This is a genomic window from Candidatus Manganitrophaceae bacterium (assembly GCA_016200325.1).
Taxonomy (GTDB): Bacteria; Nitrospirota; Nitrospiria; order SBBL01; family Manganitrophaceae; genus Manganitrophus.
The window spans coordinates 1-15,377 of the sequence record JACQEZ010000016.1; the positions used below are offsets into that span (position 1 = coordinate 1).

General features: G+C 55.3%; 18 protein-coding genes. 4 read left to right on the plus strand and 14 right to left on the minus strand.

Going from position 1 to position 15,377, the window contains the following annotated elements:
• A partial coding sequence (locus tag HY282_12905) for a hypothetical protein (GenBank protein ID MBI3804649.1) occupies positions 1-222 on the minus strand: 222 nt, incomplete at its 3' end.
• 297 nt (positions 223-519) lie between these two features.
• Entirely contained in the window at positions 520-1,884 is a 1,365-nt protein-coding gene (locus HY282_12910; protein MBI3804650.1) for an MmgE/PrpD family protein, read from the minus strand.
• 77 nt (positions 1,885-1,961) lie between these two features.
• Between HY282_12910 and HY282_12915 the strand changes: the two genes are divergently transcribed.
• Positions 1,962-2,681 (plus strand): DsbA family protein, encoded by a 720-nt coding sequence (locus tag HY282_12915; protein ID MBI3804651.1) that lies wholly within the window; start codon positions 1,962-1,964, stop codon positions 2,679-2,681.
• A gap of 7 nt (positions 2,682-2,688) precedes the next feature.
• On the opposite strand, the gene HY282_12920 is transcribed toward HY282_12915, so the two are convergent.
• Positions 2,689-3,267, minus strand: coding sequence for a type 1 glutamine amidotransferase (locus tag HY282_12920; protein MBI3804652.1), 579 nt, complete (start codon positions 3,265-3,267; stop codon positions 2,689-2,691).
• Positions 3,268-3,315: 48 nt separating this feature from the next.
• Complete coding sequence (locus tag HY282_12925) at positions 3,316-4,239, minus strand: NAD(P)-dependent oxidoreductase (GenBank protein ID MBI3804653.1); 924 nt, start codon at positions 4,237-4,239, stop codon at positions 3,316-3,318.
• 165 nt (positions 4,240-4,404) lie between these two features.
• Here HY282_12925 and HY282_12930 point away from each other — a divergent pair, with 165 nt between their 5' ends.
• From HY282_12930 to HY282_12940, 3 genes are all read left to right on the plus strand, one after another.
• Positions 4,405-4,785 carry a hypothetical protein gene (locus HY282_12930; GenBank protein MBI3804654.1) on the plus strand — a complete coding sequence of 127 codons (381 nt, stop codon included), beginning with the start codon at positions 4,405-4,407 and terminating at the stop codon, positions 4,783-4,785.
• Between the two features lie 645 nt (positions 4,786-5,430).
• Positions 5,431-6,087, plus strand: a complete 657-nt coding sequence (locus HY282_12935) for a hypothetical protein (protein MBI3804655.1) — start codon at positions 5,431-5,433, stop codon at positions 6,085-6,087.
• A 378-nt stretch (positions 6,088-6,465) separates the two neighbouring features.
• Positions 6,466-7,284 (plus strand): hypothetical protein, encoded by an 819-nt coding sequence (locus HY282_12940; protein MBI3804656.1) that lies wholly within the window; start codon positions 6,466-6,468, stop codon positions 7,282-7,284.
• Between the two features lie 237 nt (positions 7,285-7,521).
• Here HY282_12940 and HY282_12945 read toward each other — a convergent pair whose 3' ends face one another.
• From HY282_12945 to HY282_12990, 10 genes are all read right to left on the minus strand, one after another.
• Positions 7,522-7,782 (minus strand): response regulator transcription factor, encoded by a 261-nt coding sequence (locus HY282_12945; GenBank protein ID MBI3804657.1) that lies wholly within the window; start codon positions 7,780-7,782, stop codon positions 7,522-7,524.
• A gap of 269 nt (positions 7,783-8,051) precedes the next feature.
• A complete protein-coding gene (locus HY282_12950; protein ID MBI3804658.1) occupies positions 8,052-8,462 on the minus strand; it encodes a PilZ domain-containing protein in 411 nt (136 codons plus the stop codon).
• A gap of 188 nt (positions 8,463-8,650) precedes the next feature.
• Complete coding sequence (locus HY282_12955) at positions 8,651-8,800, minus strand: hypothetical protein (GenBank protein MBI3804659.1); 150 nt, start codon at positions 8,798-8,800, stop codon at positions 8,651-8,653.
• Positions 8,801-8,880: 80 nt separating this feature from the next.
• Positions 8,881-10,413, minus strand: coding sequence for a YifB family Mg chelatase-like AAA ATPase (locus HY282_12960; protein ID MBI3804660.1), 1,533 nt, complete (start codon positions 10,411-10,413; stop codon positions 8,881-8,883).
• Positions 10,414-10,446: 33 nt separating this feature from the next.
• Entirely contained in the window at positions 10,447-10,887 is a 441-nt protein-coding gene (locus tag HY282_12965) for a hypothetical protein (protein ID MBI3804661.1), read from the minus strand.
• Positions 10,888-10,956: 69 nt separating this feature from the next.
• A complete protein-coding gene (locus HY282_12970; GenBank protein ID MBI3804662.1) occupies positions 10,957-11,313 on the minus strand; it encodes a PilZ domain-containing protein in 357 nt (118 codons plus the stop codon).
• Positions 11,314-11,713: 400 nt separating this feature from the next.
• Entirely contained in the window at positions 11,714-12,241 is a 528-nt protein-coding gene (locus HY282_12975; GenBank protein ID MBI3804663.1) for a hypothetical protein, read from the minus strand.
• 98 nt (positions 12,242-12,339) lie between these two features.
• A complete protein-coding gene (locus HY282_12980) occupies positions 12,340-12,813 on the minus strand; it encodes a hypothetical protein (protein ID MBI3804664.1) in 474 nt (157 codons plus the stop codon).
• Between the two features lie 49 nt (positions 12,814-12,862).
• On the minus strand, positions 12,863-13,843 hold the full coding sequence (locus HY282_12985) for a hypothetical protein (GenBank protein MBI3804665.1): 981 nt from the start codon (positions 13,841-13,843) through the stop codon (positions 12,863-12,865).
• Between the two features lie 90 nt (positions 13,844-13,933).
• Positions 13,934-15,331 carry a radical SAM protein gene (locus HY282_12990; GenBank protein ID MBI3804666.1) on the minus strand — a complete coding sequence of 466 codons (1,398 nt, stop codon included), beginning with the start codon at positions 15,329-15,331 and terminating at the stop codon, positions 13,934-13,936.
• Between the last annotated feature and the right edge of the window lie 46 nt (positions 15,332-15,377).

Below are 15,377 nucleotides of genomic sequence, written 5' to 3' on the forward strand. Positions count from 1 at the left end.
GTCGGCGGTGACCACCAATTGGAAAGATTCAAACTCATTGCGAGCCGCTTTGAGCTGTGCGGAGGCTTGTTCGGGCTTCGAAGGGCTGTTCGGCCGGATCTTCACGGTGGCATGATCTACCCACACCCCCATCGCGTCGGCCGTCCCGGTAAACGGGACCAGTGTTAATAAGAAGGCGATGGCACAGACCGACGCCTCAAAGACGAACCTTCCCTTTCCCATCCCACCTCCCGTACAAGATCTAGATCGAAGTCTCCTTTACCCGAAGGGCGCGACGCATCTCACTCAATGTCATCAGTCAAAAACAGAAATCGCAGGTCAGCCATACGTCTTTGCTTCGGGTCAAGAGCGCGACAGGCTCTTGCTGAGCTGTCGGCTCGGTTGCTAAAAATAGCAGATGTGATTTTTATAGCTATTGGGATTTGTCTTAGTTCGGAGGTGAAAAAGGCCCTAAAAGACCAAAAAGGCGGGAAATGTGAGATAAATAATGGATCATTTTACAATGATAAGTAAGCTGCGTTACACTTGAACCTTTGCAAGACGGCGGGTCAGCTCGACGACCTGAATTGATTCAAGATCGCGGACAGCGTCAACGATCTCACGGCGCAGCGCGGCGTCGGCATGTCCCTCACTGAGACGGTCGAACTTTCGCCCGACCGTCTCCCATCCCATGGGACGGGCATAGAAACCTTCGTAATCCCGCTTTTCTCTGACGAGGCGCCGGCCGTCTCGCAGGAAGATTGTAATCCGGCACGGCATCTCGCGGGGAAAGCAGTCGCTGTACTCTTTTTTCGGCCGAACGATCACTTTGCGGAGGAGCGACTGGACATCGGCCCGCTCAATCCGGCCCGGCAGATACTGCTCCGGCATGACCTGGCCGTCTAAGAGTGCGACCGCCACCATATACTGCAAACTGTGATCGGCCTGCTCTTTGGTTTGGACGATCGTCTTGTCTCCTTCCTCTCCCCCGCCGATAATCTTATGCGCGACGTCGAAGATCTCAATCTCGATCCGCTCGATGTCGCTCGGGGAGAATTCGGTCTCCTCTTTGAGCTCCAAGATTCCCTCCAACGCCGACTGAGAATGAATCTCGGCGTTGAATTTCTTGACGATGGTCCGGTTCACCCGCTCCAAATCTTCCCGCGACCAATCGATTTCGAACGGCCCGGCAATGCTCTCCATGAACCCTTTGTTCCCCTCGAAGACCTCCAGCGGTCCGGTGATCCCCCGCATGGCGAGGAAGGTCGCATGGGTGGCGCCGAAGGCGGTGTTGGGATAGGCGAGCCCCTTCCAATTCGAGAGCAGCCCGGTCCGGGTGACGCGAAGGGCATTGAAGGCGGTCCCGCTGATGGCGAGGGCATGGGCGGTTTTGTTCCGATCGAGGTCGAGCGCCCGGGCGACCCCCGCCGCAACGGCGTACGCCCCTTGGGTCGTATGGTCAAACCCTTTGTCGCGGACCGGCGCCACATCGCTGAGCCGGCACTGGACCTGATAGGCGACCGCCAGCGCGGTGAGCAGCTCGCGGCCGCTCCGATCGGCATATTCCGCCGCGGCGAGGACCGCGCCGAGGTTGTCGCTCGGATGGCAAGTCTCCCCTTTGGCGAGATAGCTGTCGTTGAAATCGAGGTAGCGAACCAACGCGCCGTTGTAAAACGCCGCCCGGTCGGGGGCCGTCCCTCCCCCGCCGATGCGCGTGCAGCGCTCGGTCCCGCCGAAATCGTCGAGCTGGTTCTGAATCACCCGGATCGGCTCCTCTCCGATTGCGCCGATGGCGCAGCCGAGGGCGTCGAGGATCCGGATTTTTAACGACTGCAGCGCATCTTTGGAGAGCTGTTCATAAGAGGTGTCGCTGACAAATGAGGCAAGCTGTTCCACAACCGTCATCGGGAACCTTCCTTCGCTTTGAAATGGATTGAACAATTGACTTTGCCGCCGTTCGACAGTAGACTCACCGCACGGTCATGAAACCTATCGAACGGAGCGCTCGAAAATCGGTTTTCTTCTGGTCGGCCCTGGTTGTCGCCGCCGCCGGCCTCTATTTTCTTTGGCCGCGCCCCCCCTTATCAAACGTCCCGACCGGTCCACCGGCGGCGCAGCCGAGCCGGGTGGAGCAAAAATCGGAAGCGCCTGCTCCGCCGAAGGGGGCCCTTCCCGTTCGAGGGGCCGCCGCGGCGCCGGTGACGATCGAGGAGTTCTCCGATTTTCAGTGTCCCTACTGCGCCCGGAGCGTCACGAACGTAAAACAAATTCTCGAAAAATATCCCGGAGAGGTCCGATGGATCTTTCGGCACTTTCCGGTTTTTTCGTCCCACCCGACCGCGCCGGCGATTCATCTCGTCGCGATCGCCGCCGGAGAGCAAGGACGCTTCTGGGAGATGCACGATCTTCTTTTCGCAAACCAAGACCGGGTCTCCCGAGACGATCTCTTCGGCTATGCGCGCCAGCTCCATCTCGACATGAAGCTGTTTGAAGAGACGCTGCGCGACCGGGACCTCCTCGTCCGGATCGAAACCGATTACAATGAGGCGGTCGACCGGGGGGTCCGCGCCACCCCGACCTTTTTTATCAACGGCCGGAAGGTCGAAGGGGCGATTCCCCTCCCCCTCTTCGAGCGGGAGGTCGAATCGGCTTTGGCCCGCGCAAAAGGGGCGGCCGCTCCGACCGCCCCCTCCGGCGGATAACTTTATCTTATGCCGCGCGCAGGCGCCCCTGCTGCTTTCCCAGCTCCGAGAAGAGCTCGATCATTCCTGGGTTGAAAACCGGGATATCCTTCGGAGAGCGGCTGCTGACCCAATTGTTGTCCCGGACGAACGGCAGGTCCAACCAGCGACCTCCGGCATTTCGGATATCGTCTTGTAGCGTGTAGTAGCTCGTCATCGTCCGCCCTTGAACCAGCCCGGAGGAGACGAGCAGCCAGGGACCATGGCAGATGACGGAGATCGGCTTTCCCGCCGCTTCGACTCTCTTGATAAACTCCTGCGCCTTCGGCTCCATCCTCAACAGATCGGCATTGAAGACCCCCCCCGGCAGATGAACGGCGTCGTAATCATCCGGGTTCGCCTGATCGAGCGTCTTATCGACCTTGAACCGATCGGCCTTTTCATCGTGGTTCATCCCCTGAATCTCTCCCGAATGCGGGGAGATGATCTGGGTGATCGCCCCGGCGTCATCCAACGCTTTCTTCGGCTCGGTCAGCTCGACCTGCTCAAAGTCATCGGTTACCACGATGGCGACCCGCAATCCCTCCAGACTCTTATTATTTGCCATAAGAACGACCTCCGTCCATAAAAGCGTCTACCCTTCTCATTTGTTCTCCTAACTTCTTTTTGGGGCGCCGGTCTCAATTTGACCCGCCAGCTCTTCCATCAACCGAATCACCGCGGAGTAATCGTCCTCGGCCCCTTTCGCCCGCTCGGCGATGCAGAGCTGTTCGGCGACGGCGGTCGTCGGCATCGAGATGCCGCAGGCCGCCGCTTGATTGAGGATCAGCCTAAAATCTTTCTCCATCAACCGGATCGGAAAGGTCGCCGGGTACTCGCCGCGCCGCGCGTTCTCCAATTTCATCTTATGGCCCGGCGAAATCACCGCGGTCTCCTTGAGCACATCGATGAGCGCCTCCTTCTCCAATCCGCATTTCTCCCCCAGCGCCATCGCCTCGGCGACCGCTTGCATCCCGACCCCCAAAAGGGTGTTGACCACCAATTTCATCATCGACCCGCTGCCACTCTCTCCCATGTGGAAGTGCTTCTTCCCCAAGACGTCGAAAATCGGCCGGCAATATTCGTAGGTCTCAGCCGGTCCCCCGACCAAGATGACGAGACTTCCCTCTTCCGCCTGCGGGGTGCTCCCCGAAACGGCGGCATCGAGCAGCGGGCTCTCCTTCTCCCTGGCCGCCTCAAACAGGCGCCGCGACGTCTTCGGGGAGACGGTGCTCATCTCGACGAAGATCGTTCCCGGCCGCGCCCCCGTGAGGGCCCCTTCCGGACCGTACATCACCGCTTCGACCGCCGCATCATCGGCGAGCGAGGAGAGGACCACCTCGGAGGCGGCGGCCAACTCCCGAGGACTCCCCGCCACGATCGCCCCCTTTTCTTCAAGCGGCCGGCTCTTCTCCCACGTTCGGTTGTACACTTTGAGTGGATACCCTGCGGCGATTAAGCGGGTGGCCATCGCCGTCCCCATTCGCCCTAAACCGATCAATCCAAGCCGGTCTTTCATATCGATCTCATCGCCAGCCATAATCCCTCCTTATATCGAGGCCGGCCGCAAATCCGACCGAGCCTCCTTCCGGGCTTCCTTCGGCACCATCCCCTTGAATTTACGTTAGTCCTTCTCCAATAGAATTGTCTATTTCCCACAAAGGGTTAGCCCATTGGAGGGGATCGATTTGGAAGAGCTCATTGAATGAGACAGGGAATCGTGAGTGGATCCATTATTACACGTAGGATTGAGCATTTATTTTTATCAAAGTTGAATCCTTCTTCCTCTCTTTTTTTATTTATCTCCTCCTTTGAATATGATATATTCGTTCCGTTCGGCAACCTGACTGCTGACCGCCGAGCGCCTCCGAGAGGCTCTATGACGAGCCCTTCCGATAAGGAAGGAGGGACTTTCAATGGTACTCAAGAGGGTGCCATTTGGATGGGTCAGAAACCCACCGGTATTCAATGGAAACAGGGGAGAAAAAAATGGCTTCAAATCAAAAATCAGGAACAGTCGTTGCCCCAGGCTTTGACCTTTTGTTTGAATTTATCAACAATTATGGATTGCCTCTTCTTATCCTAAGCGTCCTGGTGCTCCTTGTCTTCTTTATGTGGAACGTGACCACATTTATTCCAGGCTCTGTCTGGACGCTTCCCTCAGCACCTCCTGCGAAATAAGAGGGACGGATAGCGCAACATTCTTAGCAGCTGATGGATCTTTATTCGCCGGCTGGAAAGAGGGCTTTTGCCTTCTTTCCAGCCGGCCGCTTTTGATCTCTTGGGCTGAATTAATTCCCCGATTTTATTGCTATTTTTTACCTCCGACGCATTCAATCCAGTTCAGAGTTCCTTCCTGAACTCCCAATTTGAAACCTGCTATTATCCTGAAAAGTACAAATGGTATTCGTTCATTCTAACTGATGGCTTTATAGATTAAGTCCTTTCCTACACAGCCTTCTGAGATTTCTCCACATCCGTTCCGGCACAGTTGATTATTCTTAAAATGGCATCCGTTGGAACTCAGCATCGGGGCTCCAAAAACGTTGTTTGTATTAACCCATAAAGTGCTACTATTAAACCTACGGTGGAAACAATACGAATTTTTGCGGCATAACCGCTGCTTGCCCGTCTTGAAAGGAAAGTCGAAAGATGATTTCAGGGCCTCAGGACGATCAGGGTGCGAACCCTCTTCACAGCGAGGTACGACGGAGGTACGATGTTGAAACCAATGCAGAGAACGCAGCACCTGATCCGCCGCGCATGCCTTGCGACGGCTTTGCTTGTGACGATGGCCGCCGTAAGTCAGTCGGTTCCCGCCGTGGGCGGAGGTCAAACGAAGTTCCAGCGCATTTCGACGCAGTACATCGCCGCATTGGGCGATCCGGGCGCGACCTCCGGAAGCAGCGCGCAATCGTGGGGTCTGTGGCCTCTGGATCCGGGCCCTCGGGGAGTTGAGCTGAACCGCTATGATCAATTGAAGGGCGCCGGTGGCGTCGCCCCGGCGCGGTGGAAATTCGACGGCAATGACTGGTGGCAGGAGGAACACGGCTTGATCATGGAGCAGCCGAACTTTCCGGTCCCTCCTGGCAAATACCGGGTCACGGGTAAACGCGAAGTGACGACTGTGCTGACCATTCATGCCGCCGACAAGAATGGTGAGAGCCGATGGGAGCTCGATAACGGCGCGACGCTCTTTGACGTGACGCACCTGGCCTGCCGCTCCGCGCGCTATCGACCGGCGGCGGGTGAGGGCTCGTGTTCGCCGGTAAACGTGCAGAAAACTGCGTTTCCAGTGGCTCCAGGACGAGCGATGCCTCCGGTCGAGGGCTGCAAAAAGCAAGACTATGCGGTTCTCATCGTCATCGGTGTGGGTGTGGAAGACTGATCGCTGGGGGTGCCGGCAAATGAGTCGCGTATCGGCCCCTGGCAACGACGCCTGTCATTTGGATCCAATACGTTCGGGATAATGGCTCCACTCATAGCATGCCTATACAGTATTACTCGGCAAGTAGACCTGACCCTTTATCGGCGGTTCGAAGGGAGCTCTGAGGCTCATTCGGATTAAACGTCACGTCCGCTCATCAATCATTCCTCCTGAAAGCCTTATATCAGTCACTCCTGATCCGATCGACATTCAAGTTGAAATATTGTTTTTTATATTCTAAAATGGTATATATCATTAAAGAATTGTTATTTAGTCAATCCCAATTTAACTGTAGCCACTCCCCTGTTGAATTTTGTTTGTGCTGGATAAGGGCTTAAGATGATGGGAATCACTTCTGTTATGAAGCACGCCCTGATGATATTCATTTTCAGTCTCTTAGTCTTCCAGCCGGCGTTCGCTCAGGAGACTCCGGATAAGGAGAAGGAAAGGCTAATTGGACCTGTTCGTAGTGTGTCTATCATCGATTGTGAGAAAAACAAGGAAGGGTATTCTGACATATTAAATACAGCATATTACGATGTGAAAGGAAACATTATCGAGGCAGTAGGTTATGATCAAAATGGCGTCGGAAGGACCACATTCGTCTATTCATATGACACTCAAGGAAGGCTAAAGGAAAAGATAAGTTATAGTAACGGCGCCGTTTATAGTAGAGAAGAATATGTTTATGATCATGGGGGTTTCGCCAAGAAAGAATATCGCTTTCAAGGTCACGTTCTAAAAACCAAAGAAATTTACAATTCCGATGGAAATATAATTGAAAAAATTTATTATGATGACGACGGTGTGTCTTCGAGCAAGGTTCTCTATATCAACAATAATGAAGGAAAAATTATTGAAATGAGGGTATTCGAGACAAACGACGCTGTCACAAGTAAGTGGCGCAACGTTTATGACGAAAAGGGAAACCTCACCGAAGATTTTTCCTATAGCGCGGACGGCTCTTTACTTGGGAAACATGTATACACCTACGATGACCACGGAAACTACTCCGGAATTTCCTCTTATCGGTCTGGCGTTCTGGCGGGTGAAACAATCTATAAGTATGAATACGATGTCAATGGAAATTGGATTAAAAGGACAACGCTGGATATTGGACCCGTGTTCACCCTTTGTAGAAGCATTACTTATTTTTGAACATGATGTAGATTGAAAATCTTTCCGCCAGAATCGCCCGCTGGCTTTCCAGTGATCTTTATTTATCAGAAGACTTTTTCCACCACACCTTTTTCATCTGAAGTATGACATCTCTCCCATAGTTCCAATCATCTTTGGCTCTCAGCTCGGGGGTTGTACCGGGGGCGGCCTAAAAAAGCCGAAGAAAAGTTGTAATCATTTTTAATTTATTGACACCGGCCATTACACGGATCGGCTTTATTCGAAGTCGGTAGAGACAATTCCCTTCTGAATGGCATAACGAATGAGCTGAGCAATGTTGCGAAGCGCAAGCTTGTTCATCACGTTGGCCCGATGGGTCTCCACCGTTTTAACTGCGACGCCTAACTTCTTAGCCACTTCCCGATTTTTATATCCTCTGGCCACCAGTTCAACCACCTCTGTCTCTCGCTTTGTAAGGGCTCTCGGCTTGATTAGTAAAGGGGATTCTTCAACCAGGGTGCGCTTCTTTTTATTCACTTTAATGCATCTCCTATAAATAAGACCGCCGACTGCGAGAGAGCGGCTTTGGATCGCCTCTCATCTCTGAGCGGCACCTCCTGGATCATCACTACAGCCTCTCGCCTGTATACCACCGTATAGGGATAATACTAAATGAGTATCGTCCGGATGTTCAACACAATTCTTTCTGATTTGAAGCGGGAGAGGGGCGGCTAAAACTGACCGGGGAGGATAGGGTGGATGCGCGTTTCGTTCAGGGGGACCGCTCGGAGGGGTGATTGCCGACGCTAGATTTGCTCCTGATTGAATTCATTGTTTTCAATATTCAGTGCTTTCTCAATGTGATCGATATACTTCTGCAGTTTGGATTCCAGCTCGAATAAGAGGTAGAATTTTATGCCGACGAGATACTGAACGCCTTCTTGGATCGGCTCAATCCAGGCCACCTCTCCCGGAACGGAGACAATTTCGGCTTCGTTTTGCGCCGTCGGGAGAGCCAGCTCAATGAGCAGCTGGTCTTCTTTTCGTAAAGCCGCATGGGTATAGATGCCCATTCCCTTTATACCGAGGTCATGAACTCGGACGGGACGAGAAACGTCTTCACCTACCTTCGTGATCAGGGCAACCGTGGCTAACGGCACCCGGATGCACTCCCTTTGGTCTTCTTGCATAGCGCTCCCACCCGTTGAACTCGCCATGGTTCCACTCCTTAGGCCTTACTCCGGAGTGGAACCTTACCGGTTTATTATATCTTGATATTGGTTTTTTGGCGTCGGCATTGAGCTGGCAATAGATAAGGGAGCCACTGTGTAACATAGAAAAAGCCAAGGGTTTGATCGCGCGCTCTCTTGACACGCCACGGGCAGGGAGCGATGCGGAACCCCGATTATTTCTGGGAATGAGCGGGAGGTAATTCAGGGTTGGAGCCGGATCGGATGATGTTTATCGCCATCGCAACCATGGAGCTGGCGTCGCTCAGCGTCGCCGGCACGATCAGCGTATTTCCTTCTTTCGCCAGGTTCCCGAATGGGTTGATATACTGCTCGGCAACCCGGAGCTGAACGGCCTGGTAGCCGCCGGCATGGCAAGAAACCCAGTGCGAGAGCTATCCGGCATTCATCCCCCGAACGTCTTCCGATCCAGGCTCCGATACTGCACCGCTTCAGAGATGTCGGCCGCCGAGATCCGCTCGCGCTGATCGAGGTCGGCGATCGAGCGGGAGACCTTCAAGATGCGGTTGTACGCGCGTGCGGAGAGCCCCAGGCGCTCCATCGCCAGCTCCACCAACCGGCGGGAAGGCACATCGATCTGGCAGTGTTTCTTGATCTGGCGCGGGCGGAGCTGCGCGTTGCAGCGAATGCCCTCTTTTTCATAGCGGGCGCGCTGGATCTCGCGTGCGGCGAGGACCCGCTTGCGGATCGTCTCGGAGCTTTCGTCTTCGGCTTCGGTGGTGAGATCCCGGAAAGGAACGGCGGGGACGACGATGTGCAGATCGATCCGGTCGAGCAGCGGACCGGAGACCTTGGCGCGGTAGCGCTGGATCGCCATCGGGGTGCAGGAGCAGCTGCGGGTGGGGTCGGTGAGATAGCCGCAGGGGCAGGGGTTCATCGCGGCCACCAACATAAATTGGGAAGGGTACGTCAATGAAGCGCTGGCGCGGGCGATGGTGACCCGCCCCTCTTCCAAGGGTTGGCGAAGCACTTCCAAGACGTTGCGTCGGAACTCCGGCAGCTCGTCGAGAAAGAGAACGCCGTTGTGGGCCAGGCTCACCTCGCCGGGGCGGGGGACCTGTCCGCCGCCGATGAGGCCGGCGTCGGAAACGGTGTGGTGCGGCGAGCGAAAAGGGCGGGAGACGATCAGCGGCTGATCGCAGAGAAGACCGAAGATGCTATGGACCAACGTCGTCTCCAGCGACTCCTCAAAGCTCATGTTCGGCAAAATCGTCGGAAACCGCTTGGCCAGCATCGTCTTGCCGGAGCCGGGCGGCCCGACCATCAGCAGGTTGTGGCCGCCGGCCGCCGCAATCTCCAAGGCGCGCTTTGCATGCGCCTGGCCGCGGACCTCGGAGAAATCTTCACCGTAGAGTGCCTGCGCCGCAAAGAGGGGGGAGAGCGGGGTTTCGACCGGTGGCAGGGTGAGTGAGCCGTTCAGGAATTCAACCACCTGTGGAAGGGTCTCCACCCCGAGGACCTCGATTTCGGAGACAACCGCCGCCTCGGGACCATTCTTCGCCGGGACGATCAGGCCGCGCTTTCCGATCCGCTTCGCCAGAATCGCCATTGCGAGCGCCCCTTTCACCTCCTTGATCTTTCCGTCGAGCGACAGCTCGCCGACGATCAAATAGTCTTCCAGCCGCGCTTCCTTCAACACGCCGTCGGCGGCGAGGATTCCGAGCGCCATCGGCAGATCGAAAGCGGCCCCCTCTTTCTTGAGATCGGCCGGGGCCAGGTTGATCGTGATTTTTTTAATCGGGAAGTGAAAGCCGGTGTTCTTAATGGCGGCGCGAACGCGGTCTTTGCTCTCTTTGACGGCGAGGTCGGGAAGGCCGACGATATTTAAGAGCGGAAGGCCCTGGGAGAGATCGACTTCGACATCGATCGGCAAGGCCTCGATCCCATACAAGACGGCGCTGAAGATCTTCGCGAGCATGGTCGGGGCCCTTCATATGGGTGGACGGGCGCGTCAGAACTGGAGCTTGGAGGCGATGTCCTGACCGATCTGGGTGAGGAGCGGCTCATTCGTCTCTTTCACCCATCGGCCGAGTTCCAATGAAAAAGCTTCTTCTTCCAGGGTCAAGTAGAGACGGAAGGGGGCCTTGCTGACGACGTTGCCGATCAGACGGCTTCGCTTCACCGGATTGCCGAGGATCATACCGCTTTTCTCAATCGTCCAGACGGTCTGAAAAAAACCGGCCTCTTTGTCGGCAACGGCGATGCGATCATAGTAGTTCAGGCTGGTATCTAATGCGACTTTCCATGCACGATCATAAGGAACGGATGAATCGGGAAGGGCGACCTGAAGGGGAGCGTGCGCGCAGCTGGAGAGGAGGAGAAACAGAAAGAAGAAGAGGTCCCAAGCGCGGGTCCGCGAACGTCCGAAGCGCTCTCTGATCAGATGCCGCAATGCAATCCCTCGCAATGGGAGAAAGATGGAATCTCCGGCGACGATCCTCAGGCCGGGAGCAACCGGCGGTTATTCATCCCGCAAGAAAGAGGTGATCGCCTTTTTCTTGCTGCCGCTCACAAACGCCAGGAGCGCCGGCTGGCGATCTTCATCGAGATAGGCACCGAATTGGAGCCCATACGATTTTCCGGCGGTGCCGCGATGAATGGCGACGATCCTTCCCGTCACCTTCTCTTCAAAATCCTTGCGTCGATGGGTCCCTTTGATCTGGACCACCATCTCCTTCCCAAGCTCGAAGTCTTTCGAGCAATGGAAGAGAAGACCGCCCAGGCTGATGTTGCTGATGGTGATCTGAACCGGCCTCGCCGCGGTCGTAATTGTCGCCTTGGTGAATAAAGGAACACGCGAATGTCGCCGCTTCTCCATATCCCGACCTTATACCATATCTTGATTCAATTCACAATCTTTAAGCTGAGAAACCATCCATACCTAAAATAACGTATAACGAAAGCAGAGAGATCCCATCTGAAGATTCGAGACCATCCCCAGGCTATATATAGTGTCTATTCCGCCCCCTTTTCAACATATAGTGCCCGCTGCCGGGGATACAACGATGGAATATTGCGTCAAAAAATTTATGGTCTTCCAAAACCAGTTAAGCTGTTGATTTTATATATGAATTGTGTGCACACTTTTTGAGCATCTTCGTCGCCGGCAGGAAATAATGCGGCAAATGAGGGTGCGGACGGCACTTATCCACAATATATTCACACCTTTTGTGGAAAACGCAGTGAAAGGCCTGATTACGTGCCAATCGATCTGCTTTTCAACGTCCATAAGTCGATCTTCCGTCGGTTTCCTTCCCCACCCGTTCGTGGCTTGCATGATGAAAAAGGTCGTCATCGATATAGGTAATCGAGTAGGCCATCGACTGTTCCGCCAGATCCCGCTCTAAAATCAAACGGGTTTTGCCATCATCCCAAAAAAAGAGATCGGTTCCCGGAAGAGAGTTTGTCCGGGGGGGGCCATAATGACCTGTCAGGCCGGCCTTGACCTCCTCAACGGCAGCCGAATCCAATCGAACCGGTGGATAATTGACCTCGATGCGGAAAAGCTGTTCCTTATAAAAATCGGCGAGGACCTCCGAGGCATTCGGGCCGAAAGAGGCCGGATCGGCATGGAAGCGACGCTCCTCTTCAAATTGTCCGATCTCTCCGGAAGCCTCTTTGCTCTTAATCGCTTTGATGAAGTCCGACAGCGACATCCCCAGCTTCAATCGGCCATGCTCTCTCTGGATCCGCTCGCTGCTGTTAATAACGAAATGGATGGCGTGCAGCTCTGCCGGGCAGATCATCCAGAACACCAGCCCGAGCGATAAGAGAAGGAACGCCCGCTTCGGAAATCGAGTCGGCCGAGATAAAATCGACCCCGAACCGGTTGTCCTGCCGCGCTTTAAAACTTCCACTGCCTTAACATCGACGCTAGAAAGATGATGACCAATCCGATAATCAAGGTTAATCGGGTGTAGGCAAACCCCGGAAGAGCGGGGCCTTCCTCCGATCTTGGCTGGAATTTCTGTTGAGGCTCTTCTTCCTGTCGCGCACGGATGAGATCGAAAAAGTAAAGCGACGCGATGATGGCGACGAGAAAGACCTTCACCCCCAATGCGGAGATATATCCGGGAGGGAGGATGTCGTAACCGGCCCTTCGGAAGCCGAAATTAATCCCGCCGGTCACCACCAGGACCAGCAGCAGCGGTCCGACGATATGCCGGAATCGCTTCGACACATTTTTGAGAAAAGTATAAGAGGGATCGCCTGTTTTGAGGAAAGGAGCGGCCACGAAAACCTGAAAGGCGGTACCGCCGATCCAGATAACGACCGAAATGAGATGGAGCCAGTGATTCAGAACCGCGAAGAAATTCATCGACACCGAAACAAGAGGGGGGAATCCGAGGCGGGGCGCCTCACCGCATTCACATCTCCTTCTTTGAAGGGTCTTTCAGATAATCCTTCATCTTCTGGAGCATCTCTTCGTCGATCAGGCCGACCTTCCCTCGTTTTCCCATATACTCTTTGATGTCGTCGAGGCGCTTCGCCGCTTCGGGGTTGTCTTTCAGGCGCCGGATCTTCTCCTTGGCATCGTTGAAGCCGTCGAAGGTCATCTCGTCATAGCCGAAGGCGCGAAGCCGCTTCATCGCCTTCATCATCGCTTCATTTCGAAATTTGGTCAGCAGCTCCGAGGTAATCGAAGTCATCCCCATCTTCCGGGCGCGCCGCTCGGCCGCCTTCTTGATGCCGCTGCGGACGAAATCGGGCGAGGTCATCAGCCGCTTGTGGGCCTCATTGGTCCAGGTCACGTCACTCTTCGGCGCATCCCAGATCTGGGTGAGCGCCGCCAGGTCGATCCGGGTCAAGCCCATCTCGTGCGCCAGGTCCTCCGCATCATTCTTCAGCATCGTCCGGACAAAATCGCGGGCGATCTCCGGGGAGTCGGCGATCTTCTGATCGAGACGGACTTTCGCCGCATCGGTCCATTCGATCTCCGGTCGGGTCTCCTCCGGCTCCTCTCCCAAGGCCTCGGCCTTTTTAAGCAATTCCAAATCGACTTCGAGATGTCCCCGCTCGAGCGCCACCTCTTCGGCAATCTGCTTGATCATCGCCCGCATAAATTCCGGAACGGTTTCAAGACGCTCCTGCGCCTCGCGCGTCCAGGCAAGCGCCTTCGTCTCGACACCGGCCTCTTTGTGCGAGGTCCCGGCGCCGGCGCCGGCCATCGGGTTCATCATCTTGTCCTTAAACTGGGCCAAGACCTCTTCGGTGATGATTTTGATTCCCAGCTCCCGCGCCTTCTTTTCCGAAAGACGCCGGACCATTCCGCGGAGGAAAAAAGGAGCCTTCTTCAGCCGCTCTTCCGCCGCCGGCGTCCAGGTAATCGTCTCATTATTTTCTTGCATCGCTTTCCCTCAAATTTCTATTGCGGAATGCGGAATAAAAAAAGCAAGATAAACGATCATTTATCTTTTAATCCGCAATTCGCATTTCTGTTATCCAGGATAAATGTCCTGGCGGACCGCCGGGGTTTTCTCGGGGACGGAGCGGGTGAATTCGGAGAACTTAAAGCTCCTCCCCAACCGGACCTCCGCCTCTTCCCGTACCTTTTGCATCACCTCCGGGGTGATGCAATCGATCTGATGCTCGGCGGCATATCGCTCCACGCTGCTCGCCACCATCCCCCGCGCGAAGGAAGGAAGCCGTTGAAGACGCTCTTTCGCCTCAGTCGACCAGTCGAGGGTAAACTTCGCCTCAAATCCGAACGTCTGCTCCGCCGGCAGCACGATCCGCTTTCCGCCATACTGTCCCGGCTGATAGTCGCAGGCGGGATCTTCCGCCAGATAGCTGCCGTTGACCGCATACGCACGGCAGCGGCAGCCGCCGCAGATCTGAGAAAATTCACACTCGCCGCACCGGCCGCCGAGCTGCGGCTCGCGCAGATCATTCAAAACGGGCGAGGTATTCCAGATCTCGTCAAACGTCTGCTTCCGAAGGTTCCCCGCCGACACCGGCATGTAGGGACAGGGGGTAATGTCCCCCTCCGGGGTGATCCGGCAATAGTGCTTCCCGGCCGGGCAGCTCCCCTGCGCGTAATTTTTTAAAAGGGGCGAATTCGGATCGAGTTCATAAATGATCTTGCGAAAATGGGGGGCGCACTTGGCCCGGAGGATGAGATCGCCCATCTGCCCGGCGGAGGTGGTCCAGGGATCGTCGAAATTTTGGAAGAGACCCGGATTGTGCTCCTTCGCCCCCACCCCTTGCGCCCGCGCAAGGTAGGTCAGGATCTCCCGATATTGGCTCGGACGGATGTCGATCAGGTTTTCGCCGCGGCCGGTCTGGACGAGAAAAAAGAAGTTGAGAACCTTGGCGCCGATGTTCCGCGCCAGCTCAATCATCGGCGGGATCTCGGAGACATTCCACGACATGACACTCATATGGAGCGAGAAGTCGAGCCCCTCTTCTTTTAAATGCTCGATACCCCGGAGGGCCGATTTCCAGGAGCCGGTCAGCTGACGGAAGTTGTCGTGCCGCTGCGGGTCGACCGAGTCGAGGCTGATCGACGCCCCCTGCAGCCCGCTCTCCCGCATCCGCCGCGCCTCATGCTTTCCGAGCAGCACCCCATTCGTCCCCAAGACGCAGGTAAACCCTTTGTCGGAGGCGTAGGTCGCGATGTCGAAGATGTCTTTTCGGACGAGCGGCTCTCCCCCGGTCAAGATCAGAAAGAGATTCGGGTTGACCTTCGCCATGTCATCGACGACTTTAAAACATTCTTCGGTGGTGAAGTCTTGGGAGATGTCGGCGTGGGGAAACGCACTCATGTAGCAGTGGGTACAGAAGAGATTGCAGCGCTGGGTCAGGTTCCAAGAAACGGAATAAGCTTGATGTCCCATTGAAAGAATCTCTAATGAAAATACAAAACGGTAAGCCTGTTTAGGA